At 64.8% G+C, this 26,066-nt stretch carries 25 protein-coding genes and 2 pseudogenes; 8 read left to right on the top strand and 19 right to left on the bottom strand.

Annotation, left to right across the window (positions count from 1 at the left end; genetic code table 11):
* Positions 1-107 precede the first annotated feature (107 nt).
* The 3 genes from AC628_RS08210 to AC628_RS08200 all read right to left on the bottom strand — a co-directional run bounded on the left by AC628_RS08210 (position 108) and on the right by AC628_RS08200 (position 2,539).
* Complete coding sequence (locus tag AC628_RS08210) at positions 108-545, bottom strand: DUF2721 domain-containing protein (RefSeq protein ID WP_074126208.1); 438 nt, start codon at positions 543-545, stop codon at positions 108-110.
* Between the two features lie 30 nt (positions 546-575).
* On the bottom strand, positions 576-2,030 hold the full coding sequence (locus AC628_RS08205) for a DUF1254 domain-containing protein (protein ID WP_074126207.1): 1,455 nt from the start codon (positions 2,028-2,030) through the stop codon (positions 576-578).
* Between the two features lie 116 nt (positions 2,031-2,146).
* Positions 2,147-2,539, bottom strand: a complete 393-nt coding sequence (locus AC628_RS08200; RefSeq protein WP_074126206.1) for a YybH family protein — start codon at positions 2,537-2,539, stop codon at positions 2,147-2,149.
* A 196-nt stretch (positions 2,540-2,735) separates the two neighbouring features.
* Between AC628_RS08200 and AC628_RS42655 the strand changes: the two genes are divergently transcribed.
* From AC628_RS42655 to AC628_RS08180, 4 genes and pseudogenes are all read left to right on the top strand, one after another.
* On the top strand, positions 2,736-3,014 hold the full coding sequence (locus AC628_RS42655; RefSeq protein WP_143201492.1) for a hypothetical protein: 279 nt from the start codon (positions 2,736-2,738) through the stop codon (positions 3,012-3,014).
* A 146-nt stretch (positions 3,015-3,160) separates the two neighbouring features.
* Positions 3,161-3,823: a TetR/AcrR family transcriptional regulator gene (locus AC628_RS08190; RefSeq protein ID WP_074126204.1), complete on the top strand. Its 663-nt coding sequence runs from the start codon at positions 3,161-3,163 to the stop codon at positions 3,821-3,823.
* A gap of 358 nt (positions 3,824-4,181) precedes the next feature.
* Positions 4,182-4,839: pseudogene (locus AC628_RS08185) on the top strand (DUF3313 domain-containing protein).
* A 52-nt stretch (positions 4,840-4,891) separates the two neighbouring features.
* Positions 4,892-5,455 carry a DUF2147 domain-containing protein gene (locus AC628_RS08180; protein ID WP_074126203.1) on the top strand — a complete coding sequence of 188 codons (564 nt, stop codon included), beginning with the start codon at positions 4,892-4,894 and terminating at the stop codon, positions 5,453-5,455.
* Between the two features lie 134 nt (positions 5,456-5,589).
* On the opposite strand, the gene AC628_RS08175 is transcribed toward AC628_RS08180, so the two are convergent.
* The 13 genes from AC628_RS08175 to AC628_RS08115 all read right to left on the bottom strand — a co-directional run bounded on the left by AC628_RS08175 (position 5,590) and on the right by AC628_RS08115 (position 19,875).
* Positions 5,590-6,816, bottom strand: a complete 1,227-nt coding sequence (locus AC628_RS08175; protein ID WP_050425440.1) for an ABC transporter substrate-binding protein — start codon at positions 6,814-6,816, stop codon at positions 5,590-5,592.
* 149 nt (positions 6,817-6,965) lie between these two features.
* On the bottom strand, positions 6,966-8,099 hold the full coding sequence (locus tag AC628_RS08170; protein ID WP_074126202.1) for an NHL repeat-containing protein: 1,134 nt from the start codon (positions 8,097-8,099) through the stop codon (positions 6,966-6,968).
* A gap of 178 nt (positions 8,100-8,277) precedes the next feature.
* Entirely contained in the window at positions 8,278-9,018 is a 741-nt protein-coding gene (locus AC628_RS08165) for an SDR family NAD(P)-dependent oxidoreductase (protein ID WP_074126201.1), read from the bottom strand.
* Between the two features lie 195 nt (positions 9,019-9,213).
* Entirely contained in the window at positions 9,214-10,755 is a 1,542-nt protein-coding gene (purF, locus tag AC628_RS08160) for an amidophosphoribosyltransferase (protein WP_074126216.1), read from the bottom strand.
* Positions 10,756-10,789: 34 nt separating this feature from the next.
* Positions 10,790-11,425: a CvpA family protein gene (locus AC628_RS08155; RefSeq protein ID WP_074126200.1), complete on the bottom strand. Its 636-nt coding sequence runs from the start codon at positions 11,423-11,425 to the stop codon at positions 10,790-10,792.
* A gap of 186 nt (positions 11,426-11,611) precedes the next feature.
* A complete protein-coding gene (radA, locus tag AC628_RS08150) occupies positions 11,612-13,093 on the bottom strand; it encodes a DNA repair protein RadA (RefSeq protein ID WP_074126199.1) in 1,482 nt (493 codons plus the stop codon).
* Positions 13,094-13,214: 121 nt separating this feature from the next.
* Positions 13,215-13,667, bottom strand: coding sequence for a hypothetical protein (locus tag AC628_RS08145; RefSeq protein ID WP_074126198.1), 453 nt, complete (start codon positions 13,665-13,667; stop codon positions 13,215-13,217).
* Between the two features lie 78 nt (positions 13,668-13,745).
* On the bottom strand, positions 13,746-14,354 hold the full coding sequence (locus tag AC628_RS08140; RefSeq protein ID WP_074126197.1) for a hypothetical protein: 609 nt from the start codon (positions 14,352-14,354) through the stop codon (positions 13,746-13,748).
* A gap of 260 nt (positions 14,355-14,614) precedes the next feature.
* On the bottom strand, positions 14,615-14,902 hold the full coding sequence (locus tag AC628_RS08135; protein ID WP_074126215.1) for a hypothetical protein: 288 nt from the start codon (positions 14,900-14,902) through the stop codon (positions 14,615-14,617).
* 358 nt (positions 14,903-15,260) lie between these two features.
* Entirely contained in the window at positions 15,261-15,986 is a 726-nt protein-coding gene (locus AC628_RS08130; RefSeq protein ID WP_074126196.1) for a sulfite exporter TauE/SafE family protein, read from the bottom strand.
* A gap of 253 nt (positions 15,987-16,239) precedes the next feature.
* Complete coding sequence (gene xth, locus AC628_RS08125) at positions 16,240-17,010, bottom strand: exodeoxyribonuclease III (protein ID WP_074126195.1); 771 nt, start codon at positions 17,008-17,010, stop codon at positions 16,240-16,242.
* A gap of 18 nt (positions 17,011-17,028) precedes the next feature.
* Positions 17,029-18,327, bottom strand: a complete 1,299-nt coding sequence (alr, locus tag AC628_RS08120; RefSeq protein WP_074126194.1) for an alanine racemase — start codon at positions 18,325-18,327, stop codon at positions 17,029-17,031.
* 45 nt (positions 18,328-18,372) lie between these two features.
* Entirely contained in the window at positions 18,373-19,875 is a 1,503-nt protein-coding gene (locus AC628_RS08115) for a replicative DNA helicase (RefSeq protein WP_050425454.1), read from the bottom strand.
* 447 nt (positions 19,876-20,322) lie between these two features.
* Here AC628_RS08115 and AC628_RS42650 point away from each other — a divergent pair, with 447 nt between their 5' ends.
* The gene (locus AC628_RS42650; RefSeq protein ID WP_245321089.1) at positions 20,323-20,643 is read left to right on the top strand and encodes a hypothetical protein; all 321 of its coding nucleotides are present in this window, start codon (positions 20,323-20,325) and stop codon (positions 20,641-20,643) included.
* Positions 20,644-20,663: 20 nt separating this feature from the next.
* Here the strand turns inward: AC628_RS42650 and AC628_RS08110 are convergent, their stop codons facing one another.
* Positions 20,664-21,917: a cyclopropane fatty acid synthase gene (locus AC628_RS08110; RefSeq protein WP_074126193.1), complete on the bottom strand. Its 1,254-nt coding sequence runs from the start codon at positions 21,915-21,917 to the stop codon at positions 20,664-20,666.
* Between the two features lie 258 nt (positions 21,918-22,175).
* On the opposite strand from AC628_RS08110, the gene AC628_RS08105 reads away from it, so the two are divergent.
* The 3 genes and pseudogenes from AC628_RS08105 to AC628_RS08095 all read left to right on the top strand — a co-directional run bounded on the left by AC628_RS08105 (position 22,176) and on the right by AC628_RS08095 (position 24,284).
* Complete coding sequence (locus tag AC628_RS08105) at positions 22,176-23,150, top strand: hypothetical protein (protein ID WP_143201491.1); 975 nt, start codon at positions 22,176-22,178, stop codon at positions 23,148-23,150.
* Positions 23,151-23,221: 71 nt separating this feature from the next.
* Positions 23,222-23,827 (top strand): TetR/AcrR family transcriptional regulator, encoded by a 606-nt coding sequence (locus tag AC628_RS08100; RefSeq protein WP_074126191.1) that lies wholly within the window; start codon positions 23,222-23,224, stop codon positions 23,825-23,827.
* Positions 23,824-24,284, top strand: a pseudogene (locus AC628_RS08095) (PaaI family thioesterase). Before AC628_RS08100 ends, AC628_RS08095 begins: the two are co-directional and overlap by 4 nt.
* A gap of 130 nt (positions 24,285-24,414) precedes the next feature.
* On the opposite strand, the gene rplI reads toward AC628_RS08095, so the two are convergent.
* Complete coding sequence (gene rplI, locus AC628_RS08090) at positions 24,415-25,017, bottom strand: 50S ribosomal protein L9 (protein WP_074126190.1); 603 nt, start codon at positions 25,015-25,017, stop codon at positions 24,415-24,417.
* A gap of 51 nt (positions 25,018-25,068) precedes the next feature.
* The gene (locus tag AC628_RS08085; RefSeq protein ID WP_074126189.1) at positions 25,069-26,040 is read right to left on the bottom strand and encodes a DUF2232 domain-containing protein; all 972 of its coding nucleotides are present in this window, start codon (positions 26,038-26,040) and stop codon (positions 25,069-25,071) included.
* Positions 26,041-26,066 lie beyond the last annotated feature (26 nt).

The following is a 26,066-nucleotide window of genomic DNA, read 5'->3' as shown; positions in this document are numbered from 1 at the left end:
AGGCTGTTTGTTTCGCCATCGGCGAGGTCCTCAAGCTCTTCTCGCCCGAAGAATGTCTGAGCTACCTAGCAAATGCAGGATATGGACGAACCTAACTTCATCACGCTTTAGCGATCGAGCGCGTACTCGTGCACGGAAATCCAGGTCTCCCGGACGAGATTGACCAACGCTGCCATGAAGAATCCCAGCGCAACGATAAATAGCACAGCTACACCATATTCGTGCCGCAGCTGGTAATATGCGCTGACGAACGCCACGATCACGAGCAAGCACGTCAATATCGCACTCGTCGCGGAGAACACGATCGCTCGGTTCAGCAATTCGGCGCGACGCCTCAGCTGGTGCATGTCCTTCTTCGACCCGATTTTAGCGCTCTCGCTATCCGAGATTGCATTGAGCGCCTGGATCCGGTCGCTCACGCGGTTCATGCGGGCGATCAGCAGCGAAACGAACCCGGCAACCGCTCCCAGAAGGAACGAAGGAGCGGTGACCTGGACGATCACCTGCGACAGTTGTTCGACGGACGGGGTGTCGGGAAACAGCATCAAGCCCACCTCCGTCCATCGGCCGCCAGGTCAACGCGAGACTTCCTTCATGCCTGTCACCTTCCGCACCGGGGGCGGCTTCCAGGTTCCGTTGATGATCGACGGCGACTTTTCGTTCGGCCAGTACATGCGCAACATCAGGATAAACTTGCCCGCAGGTGCGGGAAGCCAGTTGCTCTCCTTGTCCGAACCTGGACTGTCCTTCTGGATATAGAGTTCAACCGAACCGTCCGGATTGGATTTGAGGTTCTGGCGGGCACTGATCGACTGGCGGTTGATCGGATTGGGGACGAAGAAGTAGTTTTCGTCATACATCGTGATCGACCAGAAGCCGGCGACCGGAGGGAGCTGCCCCTTCGGAAAACGCATCACGTATTTGTTGCTGCCGACATAATCCTTGCCGTCGGCGTCCTTCTGCGATGTCGGATAGCACGCATCCTGAATTCGGTTGGCGCCAAGGCCGATTGCGGTGACAAAGGCACGGTTGAGATAGTTGGTGCCGTAGATGCCGGCTTCGCTATCGAAAGCCCAGCCGTTCTCGTTTCGGATCGCCTTGTTCACCTTGAACTGCAGCATGATCCGGTCGAATGCCACCTGCGGGACTCGCTTGGCGAACGCGGCATCGAATTTGCTCACATCAAAATCCTTGCCCGGGACAAGGCCGATCTTCGCGAATTTGGCGACCTCGGATGCATCGGCGGCCGCCGGTGGATTGCGCTTCATCAGCTGCGCAAGCAGGGTGAAGTAGGCCGCGGCATCCAGACCGTTGACCTGATCGCGAACCGCCGTCTTCATGTCGATTGACGCATCGACCTTGCCTGGCGGCGGCGTATACGATTTGCCGTAGGCACTGAGGGGCACAAGCTTGAACTCGTCCTGCGCGGCATGCACGGCCGCGTAATCCTCCGGTGTGCCGGTGCAATAGATGCGGCCCAAAATCCAGACCGTGCTGGTGGGAGATTTGTACTCCTTGACCCCTGCCGGAAGCGTTCCCTTCCAGCCCGGTCCTGTGATCGCATAGGTCTGCGGCTTCGTGCCTGTCGTGCGCTTGCCCGGCACCTGGAAGACATCGGTCCAGCCATCCAGCATCGGAAACAGGAAGTAGCGGTCCTTCATGTCCGGCATGCTGAGGACCCAAGGCTCGTCGCCCACGTCGATCCAGGCCGATGTGTAGAGGGTGTCGGCATTGGGTGCCGTGACGTCCCTGAAGCTGGCGTCCGGGTACTTGCGGAGCTTGATGAATTGCCCCATCGGCCCGCGCGTACCTTCCACGGAGGCAACGTTGGTCATGATCCGGCGGGTCATCTCCATCGTCACGAGCGGATATCCGTAGATATAGGCATCCTGGGCGAGCCAGAAATCTTCGCCGGCCTCCAACGCCCGGATAACCGGACCATCAAAATCGGCGTGTGCAGCTCGGGAAAGTGCGAGCGGCGAAGCCGCGGCGCTTAGCAGTGCAAGCATTTGGCGACGGCTGATCGACATGGCGAACCCTCCTGGCCTCCTCGGAGGATAACCAGATATCGGGACGAGTTCCACTTGCTCTTGATTTGCATCAAGGCGCCTTGTTGTCGCGCCTCGTCGAGGACCGCTGCTGTCCTTTAGTCCGTCGCCGGCACCGAATGGTGCTCATGCGTGATGCGCCAGTCGCCGCCGACCTTGCGCAAGCCGATCGTCAGCCTGAACTGGAACGTGGCGTCGGGCGGGCCGCACCGCATCACCATGACGGCAAAGGCGACATCTTCGCCGGCCGTGATCGCGATCTCCTCGATATTGAACGCGTGCGACGGGCGGAAGCAGCTGAAGAACAGGTCCCACGTCTTCCTGTATTCGTCCAATCCGCGCGACTGCAATGGCGGGGGAACGTCGAACATCACGACGTCCTGATCGTGATGGGCCAGAATGCCCGGATAGTCCTGTCGGCGAACGGCATCCGCCCAGGCTTCGATGAGCGTCCTGATTTCGGTTTCCGCCGTCTGTTTTGGCTGTGGCATGGCTCGCGTCTCCGGGTGCTGGCTGATCGATGCCTCGAGGACGAATGCGATGGCGCCGATCCGACAAGCGTCCGGACCGGCCGCGTCGGGAGAATTGCGCCATTTTGTCTATTTACAAACCATCTGGTTGGTTTGTATAAGGCGCGATATCAGCCTGGGTACCTCGCTCCGGGGCCGCTCCGCCAGGAGGAGCATGGTGAACGACGAGGCCGCCGATATCTGCGATGAACTGACGTGTTTCAGCGACGCACAGGCGGCGTTGCTGACGTCGCGCAGCCTCGTCTATCTGACCGACCTGAAACTCGATGGCGGCAGGCGCGGGACGATCGTCGCCGCCAGCTATGCCGACGCGCAGTCTGTCGCCCGCGCGCGCGGGCGAGGGGAAAGGGTGATCGGCCGGATGGCCCACGGTTTCTTGCACGGCCTGCGCCGGCGGCTCCGGAGAGTCTACGGCAGCGAAGGCGCTTGCGCGTGAGCGACTAACACGTACCACCCGAAGCCAGCGCCGGCACTTCGGGGACGTCATTCGCTCTGTCTGGCGGCATCGGATGCCGCGCTTGAGATTGACCAAGGCCGCTGAGATACTGTGCTCACGCGACTCCTTCCTGAGTAAGTAATCCCATGGACAATCCTTCCCGCTCGGAACGCTCCCGCAACGCCGCGCTCGACGCCGCGATCACCATCGTGACGCGCGATGGTCCCGGGCGCCTGACGCTGGATGCGATCGCGCGCGAGAGCGGGCTCAGCAAGGGCGGCGTGATGCATCAGTTCCGCACCAAGGAAGCGGTGCTGCGCGCTCTGCTCGAGCAGCAGATGGCCTATTTCGAGGCGTTCTCGAACCGCTACCTCGAGAAGGCGCGCGAGACGACGGACCAGCCCGAATTGGCGGCGCAGATCGCAACGCTCAGGGAAGCGATCTCGACGCCGCGGGCAGGGGCGTTCGCGCTGCTGGCGGCGATGAACGAGAATCCGGAATTGATGGCGATGCCGCGCGATGTCGACATCGAGAAGGTCGCGCGGATGAGGGCCGAGGCGCGCGATCCGGATCTTGCGCTGCTGCGCTGGGCGGCGGCGCGGGGACTGCTGCTGAGTTCGCTGTTCGGCCTGTCATCGCTGACCGATGCCGAGCGCGATCGGCTGTTCGAGCGGTTGCTCGACGACAGCAAGTGGACGGCGATGGAGCAGGGCGCGCCGGCGGCCGCAAAGCCGTCCAGGGCGACGGCGGCACGCGCGGCATCGGCGTCGCGGGCCACAAAGTCGGCATCGGCCCGCAAGCGCAGCTGACGCACCTGCGGTGCCCGCAAACACAACGCCGCCCAAGCGGAATATGATCGCTTGGCGGCGTTGGATCGGCACCGGGCCCCTGAAATCCCCCGGCCGCTGCTGCCGTACCACAGGAGATATCTCGGGTTTGTGACAACGCCCGGCCCTCATTCGCGCTGCGCCTCACCAAGTCTTCACGGCATTTCGATCGCCGCATTTTTTCATCGCATGTCCCGCGATTGCAGTTTTACAAACCGCCTGGTCGGTTTGATAGATCGTCGCACTGAGGCAAGGTCTGACGGCCGCAGCCGTAACTTTAGCCCCGGACCCGGCTGCGGCCGAGCTGCTCTTCCGCTTTAGCTCGGACGAGGAGATTGGAATGGAGAGCTCGATCGCTGTGCGCGGTCTGGGAGCGATGGCGCTTTGCGTCCTCGCAGGAGGATGCGCCGCCGTCACGCCGGTGGCTTATTCGGAGGTGGCCTCGTCGGCCTACATGATGCCTGATACGTCGGATTCCTCGGGACGCGTGCCGCTATGCCCCGCCGGTCGACTGGCGGAGCTACAACAAGGTCATGCTCGACCCGGTCGTGATCTATCGCGGCGCGGATCATCAGTTCGGCAACATGTCCGAGAAGGACAAGGAGACGCTCGCCGCCACTATGCAGACCCGCTTCGCCGACAAATTGCGCGGCCGCTTCACGCTGGTGAATACGCGCGGGCCGAACACGTTCCGCGTTCGGCTGACCTTGACCGGCGCGGTCGCCAACACGCCGGTGCTCGGCACGCTGTCGCGCTTCGATATGGCCGGCGCGATCTTTAACGGCGTGCAGGCGGCGCGCGACGGCGAGGGCACGATGACCGGCTCGGTGATCTATGCCGTCGAGATGTTCGACAGCGCGACCTCGCGGCTGCTCGGTGCTTACGTCAGTAAGCAATATCCCAACGCCTACGACATCAAGGCCAGCGTCGGCGATCTCGCCGCCGCCACCACCGGCATCGACAAGGGTGCCGATGCCTTCATGGCACAACTGAAGTGAGGCGCGTCGCGCGCGTCCTGCAAATCATCCCGACACTGAAAGGTCCTGGACAATGAACTTTCTGGTTCACATGTTTCTGCGCAGCCTCGTCGCGGCCTTGCTGATGAGCTCGACCGGCCGCGCCGAGGCGATCCCCGCTGATCCGAGCGGCACCTGGCTGACCGAAAACGGACAGGCCCGTATCCGCCTCGAGCGCTGCGGCAGCGCGCGCGACCGCATCTGCGGCTTCATCGTGTGGATGAAGGAGCCGCTCGATCCGCGCGGCCAGCCGATCCGCGATAGCCTCAATTCCGATCCCGAGAAGCGCACGCGCGCGCTGCTCGGCCATCAGCTGATCCTCGGATTGAAGCTGTCGCCGGAGGGCCGGTTCGACGGCGACATCTACAATGCCGAGGACGGCAAGTCCTATTCGGTCTCGTTGTGGCGCGATAAGTCCGACCGGCTGAAGCTGAAGGGATGTCTGATGAAGTTCTTGTGCCGGACCCAGACCTGGACACAGACGCTCGACGTGCAGCCCGGGCAGCTCGTCGGTCTGACCGGCGACGTCGGCGGCCCGCGCGCCGACAGGGAATGGGCCTCGCTACCGCCGCCGGCCAGGAAGGCGGCGGCGAAGTGACGGAGTCGGGTGGGGTTAGCTCGCTGTGGACGTCATTGCGAGGAGCGAAGCGACGAAGCAATCCATCGTGTCGCGTTTGCGGTGCTGTGGATTTGCTTCGCTGCGCTCGCAATGACGGAGGAATGGTGTGCTGCCTACTTCTTCACCAGCGGACAATCGCTGGCCTCGAGCGGCTTGGCGGCGTCTTCCGGCGAGATGGTGGCGATCAGCTTGTAATAGTCCCAGGGATATTTGGACTCTTCCGGCTTCTTCACCTCGAACAGGTAGGCCGGGATGATGCGGCGGCCGTCGATCCGCAACGGACCCTTGCCGAACAGCGGATCGTCGGTCGGGATCTCCTTCATCTTGGCGACGACCTTGGCGCCGTCATGCGGGTTGCCGCCCATCGCGTCCAGCGCCTTCAGGTAATGCAGCACGCCGGCATAGACGCCGGCGACCGTCATCGAGGGCATCGAGCCCTTGGGCGAGACCTTCTGGAAGCGCTTCGACCAGGCGCGGGTCTGGTCGTTCATGTCCCAGTAGAACGACTCGGTGAAGGTGAGGCCCTGTGCGATCTTGAGGCCCAGCGCATGCACGTCGTTGACGAACAGCAGCAGCGCCGCGAGCTTCTGTCCGCCCGCGGTGATGCCGAATTCGGATGCCTGCTTGATCGCGTTGGTGGTGTCGCCGCCGGCATTGGCGAGGCCGATGATCTTGGCCTTGGAGGCCTGCGCCTGCAGCAGGAACGAGGAGAAGTCCGCGGTGTTGAGCGGGTGCTTGACGCCGCCGAGCACCTTGCCGCCGTTGGCGGTGACGACCGCCGCGGTGTCGCGCTCCAGCGCATGGCCGAAGGCGTAGTCGGCGGTGAGGAAGAACCAGCTGTCGCCGCCGGCTTTGGTCAGCGCCTTGCCGGTGCCGTTGGCGAGCATGTAGGTGTCGAACGTGTAGGAGATCGTGTTGGCGTTGCAGGCCTTGCCGGTGAGGTCGGCGGTCGCAGCCCCCGAGTTGAGCACGATCGAGTTCTTTTCCTTGGCGAGGTTGCTCACCGCGAGCGCAACGCCGGAGTTCGGCGTGTCGGTGATGATGTCGACCTTCTCGTTGTCGATCCAGTTGCGCGCGATGTTGACGCCGACGTCGGGCTTGTTCTGGTGATCGCCGCTGACCACCTCGATCTTCCAACCCTTGGCGCGCAGGCCGGAGTCTTCCACCGCCATGTTGGCCGCGGCGACCGAGTTCGGGCCGCCGATGTCGGCATAGAGCCCCGACATGTCGTTCAGCACGCCGATCTTGACGTTCTTGTCCTGCGCAAGGGCAGGGGTTGCAAGGCCGAGTGCAGCGCAAGCGAGAAGCACGGCGTGGCGCCGTGCGAGCGTCGTCGTCATCAGACATTCCTCCACTGTGATTTATCCGGGCGGCCCTCTTGCGGGGCCTTGTGCCGGTCGTTCGGGTTCCCGCTTACCCTGTCCGGGTGGAAGCGGCAATCCGCATAAAGCCGGATGAACTGCGTCGAAGCGTCATCCCGTCGTCATCCTTATTTGAGCGCGTCCGAGGTCAGCTTGAACTTCTGGATCCGCTTGCCCTCGACCTCGCCGGTGTAGACATTGCCCTTCTGGTCGACCGCCATGACGTGCAGCAGCGCGAACTGCCCGGCATTGCGGCCGCTATGGCCGAAGGTGCCGACCACTGAGCCGTCGTCGCGTTTCAGCACGCGGATCTCGTTATTGGCGCCGTCGGCGTTGAGCAGATAGGTCTGCTTCGGATCAGGCCACAGCGCGAGATCGAACACCGCGCCGTCGCCGCGGGTGTTCTTCTCGTAGAACCATTCCCTGACGAAGGTGCCGTTCTTCTGGAACACCTGGATGCGGTCCTGGCTGCGGTCGCAGACATAGACCAGCCCGTCATTGGCGATCTTGATGCAATGCACGGGATTGCCGAACTGCTCCTGTACCGCGGCGCTTGGATCATAAGGCGGCTGCTTGTCGTCGGTGGGCAGCTTGCCATAGCCGCCCCAGTGCCGCTTGTAGGCCAGCGTGGTGGCGTCGAAGACGATGACGCGGCGGTTGCCGTAGCCGTCGGCGATGTAGAGTTCGTTGGCCGCCTTGTCGATCGCGATCTCGGCGGGGCGGCCGAGCTGGGTGGTGTCGTTGCTGTTGGTGCGGGCTGCGATCTTGCCGATTTGGCCGAGAAACTTGCCGTCGAGCGAGAACTTCAGGATTTCGCTGTCGTCATCGGCATTGCCGCCGATCCAGACGAAGCCGCGCTCGTCGACCTCGATGCCGTGCTCGCGGCCGACCCATTGATAGCCGTCGCCGGGGCCGCCCCAGGCGCGCAGCAGATTGCCGTCGACATCGAATTCGAGCACCGGCGGCGCCGCCACGCAGCATTTCGCGCGCGGCGGGATCAGGCTCGCCGCCTTCTCGCCATCGGTCAGCGAGCGCGGCCGGTGCACCACCCAGATATGCCCCTGCCAGTCGACGGTGATGCCGCCGACCTGGCCGATGATCCAGTTGTTGGGAAGCTGCTTTGGCCAGGACGGATCGACGGCGAAGGTCGGGACGTCACCGGCCTGGGCCAGCGTGGGTGGAATGAGGAGTGAAGATGCGATGCCGGCGGTGAGAAACAATCCGGACAGAATGGAGCGCGCGCGATTGAACGTCGGCGTCATGATGCCTCCCGAGCTTCTTCTTGGCGGGCGTCCCGCTGGGAGCGCAGTCAATCGTGGGGCGGGGAGGGTGTCAACCGGCAGTCGTCATTGCGAGGAGCGACAGCGACGAAGCAATCCATCTGCCTGCACATACCGAAAGATGGATTGCTTCGCTTCGCTCGCAATGACGGGGAAAGACCTACGCCGGCGGCTGGAAAGTCCGCAGCGTGCGCGCCTTGTAGTCGTAGAGCTTGCCGGTTTCGGTCCAGTCCGGCGCACACATCGGCACGATGAATTCGGCGGCCATGTCGGGCGTATCCAGCGTCATCGGGTCTTCGCCGGGAAACACCTGCGCGCGCATCCGGGTGCGGATCGGGCCGGGGCTGAACAGGTTGGCGCGCAGCGGCGTGTTGGCGGTCTCGTTGGCCCAGGAGCGCACCAGTGCGTCCAGCGCGGCCTTCGAGGCCGCATAGGGGCCGAGATAGGCGCTGGCCTTGTGGGCCACGCCCGAGGTCACGAACACCGCGCGGCCTGCGTCGGACTGGCGCAGCAGCGGGTCCATGCAGCGGATCAGCTGGAAGTTGGCGGTGACGTTGATCGCCATCACCTCGTTCCACGGCTTCAGCTCGATATGGCCGAGCGGCGACGAAGGTCCGGCGGTGCCGGCATTGCCGACGAGGATGTCGAGCTTGCCGTGCCGCTCATGCAGCGCGAGCCCGAGCCGCGCGATCCCCTCGTAGTCGGTGAGCGAGAGCGGGACCAGCGTGGCGCTGCCGCCGTGCTGGCGGATCTCGTCGTCGAGCTCTTCCAGCCCGCCCTGCGTGCGCGCCACCGCGACGACATGCGCGCCGGCTTTGGCCAGCGCGACCGATGTCGCATAGCCGATGCCGCGCGAGGCGCCGGTCACGAGGGCAATACGGGAGGCGAGGGGTTTTGTCATGTCTGTCTGTCCGCGTCTTTGCCGGGGGTATTACAGACAGAAATGGCCGGGACAAGCCCGCCCATCGTGAAAAACACCGTCATTCCGGGATGGCGAAGGGCCAGACCCGGAATCCCGAGGGTTGAAGCAAGATCGCAAAACAACGTCGAGATCCCGGGTTCGATGGTTCGCATCGCCCCGGGATGACGCTGCGCGTCAGCTCGCCTCCGCCAGCAGCGAGAGCTGGCGCGGCGAGGGCTCGGTTTCGCTCTGGTCGGTGAGATGGGTCGGATAGGCGCCGGTGAAGCAATGGTCGGCGAATTTCGGGCTGGCGGGATCGCGTCCCTCATAGCCCATCGCGCGATACATGCCGTCGATCGACAGGAAGGCGAGCGAGTCGGCGCCGATGATGTCGCGCATCTCCTCGAGCGAATGGGTCGCCGCGAGGAGACCGCCGCGATCGGGCAGGTCGATGCCGTAATAGTCGGGATAGAGGATCGGCGGCGAGGCGAGGCGGAAATGCACCTCGCGGGCGCCGGCGTCGCGCATCATGCGCACGATCTTCTTCGAGGTGGTGCCGCGCACGAGTGAGTCATCGATCAGGATGATGCGCTTGCCTTCGATCGCGGCGCGGTTGGCCGAATGCTTCATGCGCACGCCGAGTTCGCGCACGGTCTGGGTCGGCTGGATGAAGGTGCGGCCGACATAGTGGTTGCGGATAATGCCGAGCTCGAACGGCACGCCGGAATACTGGCTGTAGCCGACCGCAGCGGGCACGCCGGAATCCGGCACCGGCACCACGACGTCGACCTCGGGGTGGCTCTCGCGCGCGAGCTGGGCGCCGAACGCCTTGCGCACGTCGTAGACCGAGCGGCCGCCGACGATCGAATCCGGCCGGGCGAAATAGATATATTCGAAGATGCAGGGCCGGGCGGGCTTCGGCGGGAACGGCTTGTGGCTGTGCGCACCGGCCTCGTCGAACACGATGATCTCGCCGGGCTCGATGTCGCGGACATATTTGGCGCCGATCATGTCGAGCGCGCAGGTCTCCGAGGTCAGGATCGGGTGGCCATCGAGATCGCCGAGCACCAGCGGGCGGATGCCGAGCGGGTCGCGGGCGCCGACCAGCTTCTTATTGGTCAGCGCCACCAGTGCATAGGCGCCCTCGATGGTGCGCAGCGCCTCGATGAAACGGTCGATGAAACGGGTGCGCTTCGATTGCGCGACGAGATGCAGGATCACCTCGGTGTCGGTGGTCGACTGCATCATGGCGCCGCCCTTGACCAGCTCGCGGCGGAGGGTCAGGCCGTTGGTCAGGTTGCCGTTGTGGCCGACCGCAAAGCCGCCGGCGCTGAGCTCGGCGAACAGCGGCTGCACGTTGCGCAGGATGGTGCCGCCGGTCGTGGAGTAGCGGACATGGCCGACCGCGGCGTTGCCGGGCAGGCGCTCGATCACCTCGCGGCGGGAGAAGGCGTCGCCGACCAGGCCGAGGCGGCGTTCACTGTGAAAGCGCCCGCCGTCGAAGGAGACGATACCGGCGGCCTCCTGGCCGCGGTGTTGCAAAGCGTGCAGGCCGAGCGCGGTGATCGCGGCGGCCTCGGAGTGGCCGAAGACGCCGAACACGCCGCATTCCTCGCGGAGCGTGTCGCCATCTAGGTCGGGGTGGTACCGGAGATCGTCTTCCCGGAGATGTTCCTGCAATTCCGTCGGGCCGAGGTCGAGATCCAGTTGGTCGGCGTGATCGGAAGGGGTTTGCATCTCGTTCATCGCCTCTCGTAAGGGCCCAAATAAGTTATCGGCCCGCGGGTTTCTCGATCAGCTTTTTCAAGCTGTCACGCGCAGGTTTGCTATAGCCATCGCCCGACGCCGGCGTCGCCTGATCGTTGGTATCAGCCGCAGAATCGTCGTCTGGCTTATTCTTCTTGAACTTCTTTAAGATGGTGTTCTCGGGGTCATCAGGCAAGAGCGTCATGAGCCAATCCCCGGTTCCCTGCAGCACCACCCGGGACTTCGCGCCGGTCACCCAGTCGGGCCGCTGCTTGTCCGGAACCAGCCAGGTGAAGAACATGAACGCCACGACCACGATCAGCAGGCCGCGGGCGAGGCCGAACAGGAAGCCGAGGGTGCGGTCGAGCGCGCCGATCCGGGAATCCAGGATCATGTCCGAGATCCGCACCGTGATCACCGAGACCACGATCAGCGTACCGATGAAGGTGCCGGCCACCACGACGACGGCCGCGACCGTGTCGTTATTGAAGTAAGTTTTGGCGGTCGGCAGCAGCTTGGAGAAAGCATACAGCGTGACCAGCGCGGCGGCGCCCCAGGCCGCGATCGATAGGATCTCGCGCATGAAGCCGCGCACCATGGCAAGCAGGCCCGAAATCAGCATCACGCCGAGCAGGACGAGATCGAGGATCGTTATGGGCATCGGCTGGTCAGGTCCGCTGGTACGTTTCGGTACGCTGTTAAGGGCTTACGCTGTTAAGGCTCTCGCGAATCGGCGTCTCGGTGCCGTCCTAACTGAGGCGCATCGGGGGCATCCGGCAAGGCCGGAGCGCCACCTGTCCCGCGCGGCGGATGTATAGCGGCGGGGGGCTGTGACGTCACGCCCGCTTTAGCTCGTCTCACGACGGAATCGGGCCGGTGTGGCATTTTTCTCAGCCGCATCAGTGCCCCGGGAGCCGCTTTGGTCGCCGCCCGGCTCGCGCCGGCCGCCTCTGGGCGTGCCGCGGGCCGCAATTTCCGCGACCAGCGTGGTCAGATTGCCGACGCTGTTGAGGGCAAGCCCGGCATCGCCGCCGCCATCGCCGCGGGCCGATTCGGGCAGGATCGCGCGGCCGAAGCCGAGCTTGAGGGCCTCCTTGAGCCGGGCCGGGGTCTGCGCGACGGGGCGGATCGCGCCGGACAGCGAAATCTCGCCGAAATAGACCGCGTCCGTGGGTAACGGCGCATTGACCAGCGAGGACACCAGCGCGGCGGCAGCGGCGAGGTCCGCCGCCGGCTCCTGGATCCGCAGACCGCCTGCGACATTGAGATAGACGTCATGTCCGGACAATTTGACGCCGCAATGCGCTTCCAGCACCGCCAGCACCATCGACAGCCGGCTCGGGTCCCAGCCGACCACGGCGCGCCGCGGCGTGCCGAGCGAGGTCGGCGCCACCAGCGCCTGCAACTCGACCAGCACCGGGCGGGTGCCCTCGATGCCGGCGAACACGGCCGTGCCGGGGCTGCCGAGCTCGCGCTCGGAGAGGAACAATTCGGAGGGGTTGGTGACCTCGCGCAGGCCGAGCCCGGTCATCTCGAACACGCCGATCTCGTCGGTCGCGCCGAACCGGTTCTTCACCGAGCGCAGGATGCGGAACTGTTGCGAACCCTCGCCCTCGAACGACAGCACCGCATCGACCATGTGCTCGACCACGCGGGGACCGGCGATCTGGCCGTCTTTCGTCACATGGCCGACCAGGATGATCGCGGCACCGGTCTTCTTGGCGAAGCGAATCAGCGCCTGCGCCGAGGCGCGGACCTGGGTCACGGTGCCCGGCGCGGATTCCACCGTGTCGGTCCACATGGTCTGGATCGAATCGATCACGATCAGCCGCGGCACCGCGCCTTCCGACAGCGTCGAGACGATGTCCTCGACTGACGTTTCCGAGGCGAGCTGCACCGGCGCGTCGGCGAGCCCGAGCCGCTCGGCGCGCAGCCGTACCTGCGCGACCGCCTCTTCGCCTGAGATGTAGACCGCGCGGTGGCCGGCGCGCGCCATCATGGAGGTTGCCTGGGTCAGCAGGGTCGATTTGCCGATGCCGGGATCGCCGCCGACCAGCAGCACTGAGCCGCGCACGAAGCCGCCGCCGGTGACGCGGTCGAGCTCGGTCATGCCGGACGACAGCCGCGGCGCGTCCTGGGTCTTGCCGGACAGCGATTCCAGCGCGAACGTCCGCCCCTTGCGCTTGCTGCGGATCGAGACCGGCACCGAGCCCGTGGTGTCTTCCTCGGCCAGCGTGTTCCACTCGCCGCAGGAGTCGCATTTGCCCTGCCAGCGATTATACGCCGCGCCGCAGTTCTGGCAGACGAAGGAGAGGGTGGATTTGGCCATGGGGGAGAGCTCGATTCCGTATCCCCTCCATAGCACGGATCAGGAGATGGGAACGCCGGGCGTCGTCGTCGTGCTCAGCCATGTTCGATCAGAGCCGGTTTCGAGGCCCCGATGCCGATCGTTACTTCAGGACGCGAACCGCGATCGCGGCGGCCGGCCATAACTGCAGCCTGTAATGGTCGTCGCCGTCAAGGCCGTCTTCCGACAGCGTGTCGAGCGCGCAGTAGGACACGCGCACCCGATAGCACCCGGGCGGGGTCTCAATACGCATGGCGTCAGGGAAGTAATCGGTGCAGCCGGCGATCACGATGCGTCCGGACGCGACGTCGAGGCTGGCTTCGACCACGTGATCCCAGTCCGCGGAATCATCGTCCGGCTCGCGCTCCAGAAGATGCACCGCGACCGGGACATCCATGTTCCGCACAGTTCCGATCCCGACCGTCCCCGGCGCGATCGCGAGCAGCCGATCGAAGGCGTCCTCTGTCCACGCCTCGGAAAGGTCGCCGGCTGCGGGTTCATCCTGGATGTAGAACTGGAAGTAGTCGGCGAACAGCGACAGTTCGAAGGATTTCATGTTTCAGCTTCGCCTGGGTGGAATTGCCAATCACTAGCGCTGGAACGTGACAATAGCTCGCCTGATGGACGGCGGCGATCAGCGCGAGAACACCCGTGTTCCGGCCGGCCATCGCGGCTTGTCGCTCACCGGGCTTGCGCCGATCTCCCACCCGACGCCGCCCCAGAGTACGTCGACGGCGCCAAGTTCTCCGGCGATATCGCGAACGTAAAACACATTCGGCTTGGAGCTGATCTCGAGGGAGCCGCGGCTGCCGTTGGGCTGCTGCTTCAACGCGCACCAGATATCGGCCAGTCTGCTCTCGTGGCTCTGACCCAGTTTGGCCAGGATCTCGTTGTCGCTGGAGGCTGCGCTCAGGTCGTAGGATTGCAACGATGCGCCGCCGGCATCGTCCTCGATCTTGTTCGCGAAGCGCTTTGCGAATGTCGCGCCCAGCCAGGAGATCTTGACCGGAGCGCTCGACGCGATGTCTTCCTTGAAATGCTCTTTCGCGACGAATTTTTCGACGTGAGGTATCGCCGAGGTCGACGACGGATCGGACGGTTCCACGGCTTTCGGCTGCAAGGAACATGCGACGCGGTCAGCGGCGACAGCCGATTGGCCGGGTTTCGTATCGTCCGCGGCGACGCTGAAGCCTTGTACTGCCAGAAGGAAGATCAGCGACAGGGTAAGGCTTAGCTGATGCATCTTGTTGTCCCTGTCTCCGCTGTGTTCGCGGAGACAAGGTAAACCACACCTTGTAGATGTAAATTAAAGATCGTGTTTCTGGTTAAGGATAAAAAGTAAGCTCAACTAAAACGAGAATTTGAATCAAATGCTCTCCGACGCGTGGAACCCGAATGTTGCTCTCGGCGCCGCGTCTAAGGCGCGATGAGATGTCGCGCTTTTGATTCTTGTTTAAGCATGATCTTTTCGGAGAGCCGCTTCGCACTTTTCCGGATCATGCTCTAGACGCGGATGTCTCGCCCGGACAGCAGCAGCGGAGGTTTCTCGCGCAGCACCGAGCCCGTCGGCAAAGCGCGGCAGCATCTTGCCTGCGCGCGCAGCGGATCGCTCCAGCTCCAGCGCACGCGCCACGACGGATTGTTCGCGTAGGCCGGAATGCGCCAGACCCAGATCGTTTCGTAAACGCTGTCTCCGAAGTGCTCGACGTCGGGCTTTGCTGTCGGCCACAAGGCCGAGCCAGCAACAGCGAACGTCACCGCCGCCGCGGTCGTGATCATCATCTTGCGCATCGCGTGTCTGCCTTTCTCGCCTGTCGGGGTTCCGACAAACCGCTCGTCCCAATACTTCGACTTGCGATCCCGAATCCGCCAGGCCGACATCAGACGTCGAGATGCGCGCTCGATTGCGCACCTTGTGCTGCCTGACTCCTGGGGATTCGCATCCGGGTCGTCGATAAATCCCGTGATGCCTGCTAGAGCAAAGTGCTTGTCCGCAAACGATCGAGTGCAAGTAATGCGCTTGTCATAAACGCAGTCGCCGGATGGTGGCAATCCGGATAACACCGGGAACCGGGCGCCCAACACGGCTCTTTCGGAGTACAACGTCGAGGCCCGTCGACCCCCGTAAAATCACGACATGCCTGCGAGCCTACGCCGTCATTGCCGACCACAGCAGCGCTGTGCCGGCCGCCAGCATGATGCCGTCCATGATCAGGCGGAACGACTCCGGCTTCATCTGCCTCACGAAACGCTTGGCGATGAAGGCGCCGGCCATCAGCGAGGCGCCGGCGATCAGGCCCTTCAGCGCGATATCAGGCGTCAGCGCGCCGAAGCGTTCGAACGTCACCGACTTGCTGACATAGAGCCCGAGCGAGCTCGCCGCTTCGGTGGCGAGGAACGCGCCCTTGTTGAGGCCGTAGAACAGAAACAGCGGCACGCTGAGCGGGCCGGTCGAGGCCACGATGCCGGTGAGGTATCCGATGAGCGCGCCGCCGATCATCAGGTGCCAGAGACTGGCTTTGAGCTTGTGTTTGGCGAGCCAGTGGCGCACCGGCACCATCGCGATCAGGAACACGCCGATCGCGAGATCGACCGCGCGCGAGGGCAGTGCGAGCAGGGTGCGCGCGCCGAGGGCTGCGGCCGGGATGCCCGTGATCGAGTAGGCGGCGCAGGCACGCCAGTCGACCTCGCGCCACCACGCCAGGATGCGCGACAGATTGGCCATCACGGCGGCGACCGCCATGATCGGCACCGCCTGTTTCGGCCCGTACTGATAGACCAGCACCGGCATCAGCATGATCGACGAGCCGGTGCCGACGATGCCGGAAATGGTGCCGGCGACCAGGCCGACGATGAGGACGAAGAGAAAGCCCACCTGCGCGCTCCAATGAGAGGGCGGAACGAAATGCAAAGCTCGGGCGAAACTCGCCGCGAGAATGAGTGAGTATGACTCACCAGCCGCGCAACATATTCGGCGTCGTCCCGGCGAAGGCCGGGACCCATAACCACCAATAGTTATTGTTGATCGACGCTGGAATGACGAGTCCCTTCAACAACATCCGCTGCGGAGTATGGGTCCGTGCTTTCGCAGGGACGACGGCGTTATTGGCGCGCGAGCGTGCCACCCATCACTTCAGCACCACCCACGCCGGCGCGTGATCGCTGGCGCCTTCCTCGCCGCGGATGTCGCGGTCGACGCCGGCCTTCGCGAGCCGCGCCGCGACCGCGGGGCTGAGCAGCAGATGATCGAGCCGCAGGCCCGCATCGCGCGGCCAGCGCTGGCGCTTGTAGTCCCAGAAGGTGAACATCTGCTGGTCCGGATGCAGCGTGCGGATCGCATCGCACCATCCCTGGTCGACCAGCGCCTTGAACGCGGCGCGGCTCTTCGGCTGGATCAGGGCATCCTTGTCCCAGGAGCGCGTCGGATAGATGTCGAACGGCGTCGGCGCGACATTGTAGTCGCCGGCGAGCACCACCGGGACGTCCTGCTTGAGCAGCTTGGTTGCGTGCGCGCGCAGCCGCTTGAACCAGGCCAGCTTGTAGTCGAATTTCGGTCCGGGCTGCGGATTGCCGTTCGGCAGATAGAGGCTGGTGACGACGATGCCGCGCACCGCGGCCTCGATGTAGCGCGCCTCGTGATCGCCGGCGTCGCCGGGCAGGGCGGTGCGGATCAAGACCGGCTCGGCCTTGCGCGCGAGAATGGCGACGCCGTTCCAGGTCTTCTGCCCCTGCCACACCGCGCCGTAGCCGGCCTTCTCGATCGCAGCCTGGGGAAACTCGGCGTCGCTCGCCTTCAGCTCCTGCAGGCTGACGACGTCGGGCTTGGCCGATTTCAGCCAGCGCAGCAGGTTCGGCAGCCGCCGGTTGACGTTGTTGATGTTGAAGGTCGCGATCTTCATGCGCGACGATCGATCGGGTCAGGTCGCCGGCGTGGACGGCTCGGCAGGCAATGGCGGCGGTGCAGCGGGCGCTGCCGTCGGCAAGGCGGGAGGCGCCGCCGGCGTAGCGACTGCGTCGCTCTTCTCGGCGACTGCCTCGCTCGCGGCGACCGCATCGCCGCCCTTGTAGATGCGCACGAAGCGGCGGCCGAGGCTGGTCAGCACCTCATAGCCGATGGTGCCGAAATGATGCGCGACCTCGTCGACGGTGATGCCTTCGCCGATCAGCGTCACCATGTGGCCGCGCCGGACCGCGTTCTTGTCGAGGTCGGTGACGTCGACCGCGATCAGGTCCATCGAGACGCGGCCGGCGATCGGGCAACGCTTGCCGGCGACCACGACCTCGGCACCGCGGGTGCCGTCATTGGCGCTGGCGGCGCGGAAATAGCCGTCGGCATAGCCGGCCGCGACGATCGCAAGCCGGGTCGGCCGGCGCGCAGTCCAGGTGCCGCCATAGCCGACGGTCTCGCCGCGATCGATGTTGCGGATCTGCACGATGCGCGCCTTGAGGTCGACCACAGGCTGCATCGGGTTGTCGGCCTCCGGCGTCGGATTGACGCCATAGAGCGCGCATCCCGGCCGCACCATCTCGAACTGGAATTGGGCGCCGAGGAACACGCCGGAGGAATTTGCCAGCGAGGCCGGCACGCCGGTGAACAGGCTTGCGATCTCGCGGAAGCTCGCGAGCTGCTTTGCGTTGGCGGGACTGTTGAGCAACTCGGCTGAGGCGAGGTGGCTCATCACAAGGGTGATGCCGTGGTCGCCGGCATTGATCCGCGGGATGATGCCCTGCGCCTCGGTCACGGTAAGCCCGAGCCGGTTCATGCCGGTGTCGATATGAATGGCGGCGCCGCCGGACCAGCCGGAGCGGCGGCAGAACACGTCCCATTCGGCGAGCTCGTTGAGATCGCCGATCACCGGCTTGCAGTCGATTTTGGCGTAGGCGTCGCCGGTCTGCTGGAAGAAGCCGCCGAGCGCATACACCGTTGCCTGCGGAACGGCTGCGCGCACCACCGCGGCCTCCTCGACGGTGGCAACGAAGAAGGTCTTGCAGCCGGCCTTGGCCAGCGCCCGCGAAACCTGCTCGGCGCCGCAACCATAGGCGTTGGCCTTGACCACGGCGGCGCATTCCGCCGGTACCGCGGTCTTCTCGAGCTTGCGCCAGTTGGCGATGATGGCGTCGAGGTCGACGGTCAGGATACCGGTGGCGGTCGGATAGGCCGCCAGCAGGTTGGCTCCGGGCGTCAGCTGCGATTTCGCGTCGGTCACGATGTTCATGGCGCAGTTGTACGCGCCGCGATTGCGGCGTTCAACCTTGGGACCTCAGTAAGCGCGATCCGGAACCTGGCCATCGGGTGCGAGGTCGCCGAAGCGCGTCACGCTGGCCTCGAAGTGCAGATCGACCGTGCCGGTCGGGCCGTGGCGCTGCTTGCCGATGATCACTTCGGCCTTGCCGTGGGCGAGCCCCATTTCCATCTGCCACTTCTCGTGCTCGGGGGTGCCGGGACGCGGTTCCTTGTTCGCGAGGTAGTATTCCTCGCGATACACGAACATCACGACGTCGGCGTCCTGCTCGATCGAACCGGATTCACGCAGGTCGGAGAGTTGCGGCCGCTTGTCGTCGCGGTTTTCAACCTGACGCGACAGCTGCGACAGCGCGATGATCGGAACGTTCAGTTCCTTCGCCAGCGCCTTCAGATTTGTCGTGATCTCGGTGATTTCCTGCACGCGGTTGTCGTTGCCTTTCTTGCCCGAGCCCTGCAGCAGCTGGATGTAGTCGATCACGATCAGATCGAGGCCCTTCTGCCGCTTGAGGCGGCGGGCGCGCGCGGTGAGCTGCGAGATCGAAAGGCCGCCGGTTTCGTCGACATAGAACGGCAGCGACTGCAGCTCGATGGAGCAGTCGCGGATCTTCTCGAAGTCGAGCTCGGAGATGCCGCCGCGGCGGATCGAGCTCGAGGGGATGCCGGTGCGTTCGGCGAGAATACGGGTGGCGAGCTGTTCGCCGCTCATTTCGCAGGAGAAGAAGCCGACCGAGCCACCGTGGATCGCCTTCGTGGTGCCGTCCGGCTGGACCTCGCCCTCATAGGCCTTGGCGATGTTGTAGGCGATGTTGGTGGCAAGCGACGTCTTGCCCATGCCGGGGCGGCCGGCGAGGATGATGAGGTCGGACGGCTGCAGGCCGCCCATGCGGGCGTCGAGGTCGCGCAGGCCGGTCGAGATGCCGGACAGCTTGCCGTCGCGCTGGAATGCCTTGGCCGCCATGTCGACGGCAATCGTCAGCGCTTGGGCAAAGCGCTGGAAGCCGCCGTCGTAGCGGCCGGTTTCAGCCAGGCTGTAGAGCTGCCGCTCGGCGTCCTCGATCTGCGCGCGCGGGGCAAAATCCACCGGCGCATCGTAGGCGACGTTGACGATGTCCTCGCCGATCTGGATCAGATTGCGCCGCAGGCTCAGGTCATAGACGGTACGTCCGTAATCCTGGGCGTTGATGATGGTGGTCGCTTCGGCAGCGAGGCGGGCGAGGTATTGGCTGATCGTCATGCCGCCGATGTCGGTATCCGCCGGCAGGAACGTCTTCAGGGTGACGGGCGTCGCGACCTTGCCCATCCGGATCAAGGAGCTCGCGGTCTCGTAGATCGTCTGGTGCAGCGGCTCGAAGAAGTGCTTCGGTTCGAGGAAATCGGAGACGCGATAGAACGCGTCGTTATTGACCAGGATCGCGCCCAGAAGGCTCTGCTCAGCTTCGATGTTGTGCGGCGCACTCCGATAGGTCGGGGATGCGGCATCGGGCGCGAGCTTGTGGACGTTCGAATCAATCAAGGCCATGGACGAGCTTATTCTTCTGATTTCGTCGTTACTGAGATTTTCGGCTGTGGGGCGGCGATCAAGCGCCAGCCCGGCGCGAAGCGAAAGGTCGGATGTTTCTTATGCACGATTCACACAACGCGGTGTGGGAATCCGGGACCGCCGGATGCATTCCGCTTGACGGGGTTTTGCCCGGAATCGGGCGTAAGGCGGCCGGTCCGTGATGGCGTTGGCAAAGTTCGGCGCGGCCTGAACCTTTTTTGCGGTTACAGCGCCCTATCAGCAGCGAGGTTGCTGCTGGCCCCGGCTGCTCAGACCAGAATGAGGAAAGCCAGCGCGATCAAGGCGGCAGCCACGCCCGTTGCGATCAAGGCGTAGTCGGTCACGAGGTCGCGCTGCGGGTCCAACATCGTCTGATGCGTTTCTCGGGTCATTCCGGACCACTACGACAGCCCGGAACGGACCTCTGTGAAGCAGATCACATCTGCCGCATTTTCTTTGCGGCAGCTTCGCGGGAACGACCCGGCGGATTCCGGGTTGTCCTCGCTCAGGGAAGATACGGGGTCGATGGCTCAAGAGTTTCAGACAGCACGATCAGGGCTTGGCCGAGCGGGCGGTGCGGACCGCCGCTGGCTGGCGGCGCTTGTCGATGCGATGGAGCAGTCGGCCCGTCCGGAGATCCGGAATGTTCCCTGCGATGTGAGGCTGGTTTCCGCCGCCGTCGCGCATCTGGCGCGTCCGGCCCCGAGCTTCGGCCATTGCGGGTCGGCTTTCAGCCTGCGCAACTAGCAGAACCCGTTGTCGCGCATTTACTCGCCGGCGAGTTGCAGCCGGGGCTTTGCGGCGCCGGCCTCCTTCAGCCGCAGCCGGCCTTCCTCGCGCCCGATATAATCGCGGGTCATCGGCACGACGCCTTGGCGCTTGGTGAGCTGCAGCTGGAAGTTCATCATGTTCTGGACGCGGAACGACATCTCAGAGGCCGCCAGGTAGAATTCCCACATCCGGGCAAAGGTCTCGTCGTAGAGCCGCACGGCCTCCTCGCGCCGCGCCATGAAGCGGTCGCGCCAGGCCTTCAGGGTCTCCGCGTAGTGCAGGCGCAGGATCTCCATGTCGCAGATCAACAATCCGGCCTTCTCGATCGCCGGCATGACCTCGGAGAGCGCCGGAATGTACCCGCCGGGGAAGATGTATTTCCGGATCCAGGGGCTGGTGACGTCGGGACCGGTCGAGCGGCCGATCGAGTGCAGCATCATGACGCCGTCATCGCTCAGCAGCTCGGCGCAGCGCTTGAAGAAGGTTTCGTAGTAGGCGACCCCGACATGCTCGAACATGCCGACCGAGACGATGCGGTCGAACGGGCCGGGGATGTCGCGGTAGTCCTGCATCAGGAAACGTGCCGATTGCGCCAGGTTCCGCTCCGCCGCCCGGGCATTGGAAATCTGCAGCTGCTCGGTCGACAGCGTCACGCCGGTGACGTCGGCGCCGCTCATCTCGGCGAGATAGAGCCCGAGGCCGCCCCAGCCGGAACCGATGTCGAGAACACGTTGGCCGGGCGTGATCAGGAGTTTTGCGGCGAGGTGGCGCTTCTTGGCCAGCTGGGCGTCGTCCAGTGTCGCGTCCGGCGTTTCGAAATAGGCGCAGCTGTATTGCTTGTCCGCGTCAAGGAAGAGGGAATAGAGGCGGCCGTCGAGATCGTAATGGCGGGCGACGTTACTCCTGGAGCGGCCGCGCACATTGATCTGCTGGGCGCGCCGGCCGAGGAAGCGCAGCCACGCCTGCAGCCTGGCGAAGTTCGGCAACATGGCCGCCTGGCCCATCAGGACGGCCAGCACGTCGGCGATGGTGCCTTGCTCCACCACGAACGTGCCGTCCATGAAGGCTTCGCCGAGGTACAGTTCGGGATCGACCAGGATGCGGATTTCGGCCGCTCTGGACATGAACCGTGCGGCGACCGGAACTCCGGTGCCGTCACCACAGCTGAATTGAGCGCCGCTCGCGGTCGTGAACGTGATCGAACCACGGCGGATGAAGCGCCCCAAGAAATATCGCAACAATCGGTCCATCGAAACACCAACGGAACGGCAAGCTGCACACCGACACCACCGGAGCTGATCACTCCAATGTGTCCCCGATCTCAAGATAGGCAAGGAATTGAAGGCCGCTACTGCGTTGGCGTCAAAGCCGATATTCCAAAATGTGACAATTGCGTGGATGCGTCATGCGCGCGCTTCCATTCGCGTGATAATCGGCTACAAGGTGACCGCCGCGGCCGATCCATGAGGCGCCGGCGGCGATTTTTCCGGAATCTGGAGACTTAAGGAATGTTGAGCCGAGCCCTTAGTCTGGCGACGGTGGCGCTTCTGATTGGCCTGTCGGCCGGATCGGCGCGTGCGCAAAACCTCGAGGCCGGCAAGAGCCCCTCCCAGATTTTCGGGAGCACCTGTACGGCCTGCCACAAGAGCCCGCGCGGCCTCCTGAAGACGGTGCCGGCCGGTTCGCTGCCGGGTTTCCTGCGCCAGCACTACACGACGTCGAGCGACATGGCCGGCGTGCTGTCGTCCTACCTGATTTCGAACGGTGCCAACGATCCGCGCTACCAGGCCAAGGACCAGCCCAAGGGCTCCAAACAGGGCGCGCGGGACGGCCGCCAGGAGGCGAACCAGTCTCCGGACCAGCCGGCTGAGCGTCCGTCTCGCCGGCAGCACCAGGGTGCAGTGCCGCAGGAAGGGGCTAAGCCCGACGCCGACGGCTTGAATCCCGAAGGACGTCCCGCTCACCGCGGCAAGCGCATGGCGCGCCCGAGCGAGACGCCGGAGGGAGCCAAGCCGGACGACGGCCAGACCCCGCAGGCCGCCGGCGAGGGCGGACCCTCGCGGCAGAAGCACGGCCGTCGCGGCAAGCCGGTCGAGGAGCCGAAGTCCGAGGAGACGCCGAAGGGTGAGTCCGCGGGCGACGAGCCCAAGGCCCAGACGGCCGTGAAACGCGAAGACAAGGGCGAGGCCGAGAAACCGGCGGCGAAGCCTGCAAGTCAGCCCGACGCGGCCAAGCTCGAGGCGCCGAAGAGCAGCGAGCCTCCTGCTGTGCGTAACGACCCGGTTCCGCAGGTCACTCCGGCGCCTGCTGCGCCCGAGCCCGCCGCTGCGGCATCTCCCACACCGGCGCCCGCCGCGCCGGTGACCGCGACCGCACCTCCGCCACCTCCGCCCCCCGACGACGTCGGGCTCCGGTACGCCGGAAGCGCCAAGCTCGAAGTAACTGCCGACGCCGGACCTGTTTGGTCCGGCGTATTCATTTGACTGCTACTAGAGTAAAACTCTAGAGTGGTGATCTAGCCAAGGATACGTCAAGCAGACGTCAAGGAGATGCGGTGAGCACGGCGCGCGAAGATCTGCTGGCGGCGGGACTGGCGGTGTTCGACCGCGACGGTTTCGAGGGCGCGACGGTGGCCGAGATCCGCTCCCGCGCCCGCGCGTCCAACGGCAGCTTCTTCCACTTCTTCACCTCGAAGAAGGAGCTCGCCGGAACGTTGTTCCTGGAGATCCTGCAGGCTTATCACGCCGCGATCATCACCTCGGTCGACGACACCTGCGGCGCCAGCGAGGGTGTCGCGCGGCTGATCCACGCCCATCTCGATTGGGTCGTGACCTCCAGGCGCGAGGCGCGCTTCCTGTTCGAGATTTCACGCAGTGAGTGGAGCGCGGAGGTGCGCGGCGCGCAGCGCGCCGAGAATTCGCGGCTCACCGACGGCATCGAGCGCTGGCGCGCGCCGCTGCTCGCGCGCGGCGATCTGCTGCCGATGAGCGCTGTGCTGTTCTTCAGCCAGATCATCGGGCCGGCGCAGATCTTCTGCCGCGCCTATCTGTCGGGCCGCCAAGGCGACGATCCGCGCGAACAGGCCGAGACGCTGATCGCCTGCGCGATCCGCGCGGTGGTGGCGCCCGGCGCGCCGGAGCGAACAGGAGGGACGTCATGAACGAGACCGATCCGGATTTTGCGCCGATCGAAACGCGGATCCGCGACAATGTCGGCCGTCAGGGTTTCATGGGTCTTGTCGGTGCTGAAGTGGCTGAGCTGTCGCGCGGAACATGCACGCTCCGGTCGATCGCCGGCCGGAACTGTTGCAGCAGCACGGCCTGTTTCACGGCGGGGTGACGGCGTTTCTGGTCGACAACGCCACCACGATCGCGGCGGCGACGTCGCGCGGCCAGCCGGCGCTGACCGCGGAGTACAAGTTGAACCTGCTGTCGCCGGCCTCGGGCGATCGCCTGATCTGCCGGGCGCGGGTGATCAAGCCCGGGCGTCAGGTCGCCGTCGTTGCAGCCGATGTGTTCTGCATCATCGACGGCAAGGAGAAGCACACCGCGACTGCCCTGGCATCGATCGCGATGCTCGACGATCACGCGGCGGCACGAATCCAAAGCCCGGCCTGATGGGGCCCGGGCTTCATAGCGTTTTCAAGCGAAGTGGATACCGGTTCGCGTGAAGAAAACGCGTCAAAACCAGAATCGAGAGCATCGGTTCAGAGCCGATGCTCTCGTCGGTTGGACGATAGCGAGAAGCTTACTTCTCTTCGGCAGCCGGAGCCGGAGCAGCTTCGTCGTCGTGCTGGGCTTCCGGATCGAAGAATTCGCCGGCGGCGGCGAGCGCTTCGGCGGCAGCGTCCTGGTCTTCCTGGCGGGTCGAGATGTCCTCGCCGCGCTTGATGCGCTCGGCTTCTTCGGCGGAGCGGGCGACCGTCACGGTGACGCTGGTCTCGACCTCGGGGTGAACCGCGATCGTCACCTTCTGCGCGCCGATCACCTTGATCGGCGAGTCGAGCCAGACCTGCGGACGGGCAACCGTCACGCCGTCGGCGGCGAGCGCAGCGACGATGTCGCGCACCGTGACCGAGCCGAACAGCTGGCCGGACTCGGAGGCCTGGCGGATGATGATGATGTCGCGGCCGTTGATCTTCTCGGCGACCACGCTGGCTTCGCCCTTGGCCTTGATGTTGTTGGCCTCGAGCTCGGCCTTCATGCCGTCATACTTGGCGCGGTTCGCCTCGGTGGCGCGCAGCGCCTTGCCGCGCTTCAGCAGGAAATTGCGGGCGAACCCGTCCTTGACGCGCACGACTTCGCCCATCTGGCCAAGCTTGGCGACGCGTTCGAGCAGAATGACTTCCATTTTCGTTCTCCTTTAGATGCAAAGTACGGGTTTAAGTGGTTGGTTCGAATCTCAGGCCGCGGGCAACGGCGGCGGTCTTGTCTGCAGGTAGCGCTGGCGCAGTCCGAACACGGCATCGGCGATGCCGAGCGCGAAGATGGCCACGATCGGCCAGCCGAACATGACGACGACGGCGTAGATGCCGCCGAGCCAGAAGCCCCGGCTGTTGAGCGACAGGGTCAGCGTGTGCAGGACCGCGAAGCCGACCAGCGCATAGCCGATCACGAGCGCCGTGGTGACGATCTGGGCGAGGAGCGCAAGCATGCCGCCGACGAAGCTGAGCGCTGCCGCCACCAGCAGCGCGACCAGCGTCATGGCGGGGAGCGCGGTGTTTCGGAACTCCGGCCACGGCCGGTTCAGCCGCCCGGACGTTTGCGTGATCTTGCCGGCGAGCCACAAGTTCAGCGTCAGCGTGATCATTGCGATGACGGTTGCCGCGAGCGGCGCGAGGATCACCAGCATCTCGACCAGCCGTTCGATCTCACCGCTGGGCTGACCTCCTTCGCCGGCGCTGAGCACCTTAAGCAGGCCGCGCCGCAACGTGCCGGTGATGGTATCGGTGTCCGTGCCGAGCGTGAGCAACGCGACGGCCGTGGTGATCACGGCAAAGGCCGCGATCCAGAGCAGGATGCGGCCGACGGGATACCATTCGAGCGCAGGCGGCTGCTGGGTGGCATTGTCGGCGGATGCGCCCTCGATCGGCCGTCCGAGCAGCGCGAGGTGGCCGAGCCACCAGCCGGGCAGGGCGACCATCATGGCGAACGCGATGCAGTAGGGAAGTCCGAAGATCACGCCGAGCGCGGACGCCGCGGCGATCCCGCCAATGGCGGCGGCGAGCGGGCCCCAGCCGAGCGCCGTGACCATCACGGGCAGTGGCGCGAGATAGAACAGCACAATCGAGATCGCCGCGCCCGAAGTGATCGAGGCGAACATCAGCGCCGACGCGGCGCCGGCTGCAAGTGCAACGGTGAATATTCCGATCATCAGCTGTCCCGCCCCCTTTGAGCGGT

This window comes from Bradyrhizobium sp. NAS96.2 (assembly GCF_001908235.1).
In the GTDB taxonomy this organism is placed as follows: domain Bacteria; phylum Pseudomonadota; class Alphaproteobacteria; order Rhizobiales; family Xanthobacteraceae; genus Bradyrhizobium.
This window is presented reverse-complemented; position numbering and strand designations above follow the sequence as displayed.

Bases quoted from the DNA above. Each gene is read 5' to 3' on its own strand.
- AC628_RS08210 (WP_074126208.1), bottom strand. From the start codon at position 545: ATGCTGTTTCCCGACACCCCGTCCGTCGAACAACTGTCGCAGGTGATC.
- AC628_RS08205 (WP_074126207.1), bottom strand. From the start codon at position 2,030: ATGTCGATCAGCCGTCGCCAAATGCTTGCACTGCTAAGCGCCGCGGCT.
- AC628_RS08200 (WP_074126206.1), bottom strand. From the start codon at position 2,539: ATGCCACAGCCAAAACAGACGGCGGAAACCGAAATCAGGACGCTCATC.
- AC628_RS08190 (WP_074126204.1), top strand. From the start codon at position 3,161: ATGGACAATCCTTCCCGCTCGGAACGCTCCCGCAACGCCGCGCTCGAC.
- AC628_RS08180 (WP_074126203.1), top strand. From the start codon at position 4,892: ATGAACTTTCTGGTTCACATGTTTCTGCGCAGCCTCGTCGCGGCCTTG.
- AC628_RS08175 (WP_050425440.1), bottom strand. From the start codon at position 6,816: ATGACGACGACGCTCGCACGGCGCCACGCCGTGCTTCTCGCTTGCGCT.
- AC628_RS08170 (WP_074126202.1), bottom strand. From the start codon at position 8,099: ATGACGCCGACGTTCAATCGCGCGCGCTCCATTCTGTCCGGATTGTTT.
- AC628_RS08165 (WP_074126201.1), bottom strand. From the start codon at position 9,018: ATGACAAAACCCCTCGCCTCCCGTATTGCCCTCGTGACCGGCGCCTCG.
- purF (WP_074126216.1), bottom strand. From the start codon at position 10,755: ATGCAAACCCCTTCCGATCACGCCGACCAACTGGATCTCGACCTCGGC.
- AC628_RS08155 (WP_074126200.1), bottom strand. From the start codon at position 11,425: ATGCCCATAACGATCCTCGATCTCGTCCTGCTCGGCGTGATGCTGATT.
- radA (WP_074126199.1), bottom strand. From the start codon at position 13,093: ATGGCCAAATCCACCCTCTCCTTCGTCTGCCAGAACTGCGGCGCGGCG.
- AC628_RS08145 (WP_074126198.1), bottom strand. From the start codon at position 13,667: ATGAAATCCTTCGAACTGTCGCTGTTCGCCGACTACTTCCAGTTCTAC.
- AC628_RS08140 (WP_074126197.1), bottom strand. From the start codon at position 14,354: ATGCATCAGCTAAGCCTTACCCTGTCGCTGATCTTCCTTCTGGCAGTA.
- AC628_RS08135 (WP_074126215.1), bottom strand. From the start codon at position 14,902: ATGCGCAAGATGATGATCACGACCGCGGCGGCGGTGACGTTCGCTGTT.
- xth (WP_074126195.1), bottom strand. From the start codon at position 17,010: ATGAAGATCGCGACCTTCAACATCAACAACGTCAACCGGCGGCTGCCG.
- alr (WP_074126194.1), bottom strand. From the start codon at position 18,327: ATGAACATCGTGACCGACGCGAAATCGCAGCTGACGCCCGGAGCCAAC.
- AC628_RS08115 (WP_050425454.1), bottom strand. From the start codon at position 19,875: ATGGCCTTGATTGATTCGAACGTCCACAAGCTCGCGCCCGATGCCGCA.
- AC628_RS08110 (WP_074126193.1), bottom strand. From the start codon at position 21,917: ATGGACCGATTGTTGCGATATTTCTTGGGGCGCTTCATCCGCCGTGGT.
- AC628_RS08105 (WP_143201491.1), top strand. From the start codon at position 22,176: ATGTTGAGCCGAGCCCTTAGTCTGGCGACGGTGGCGCTTCTGATTGGC.
- rplI (WP_074126190.1), bottom strand. From the start codon at position 25,017: ATGGAAGTCATTCTGCTCGAACGCGTCGCCAAGCTTGGCCAGATGGGC.
- AC628_RS08085 (WP_074126189.1), bottom strand. From the start codon at position 26,040: ATGATCGGAATATTCACCGTTGCACTTGCAGCCGGCGCCGCGTCGGCG.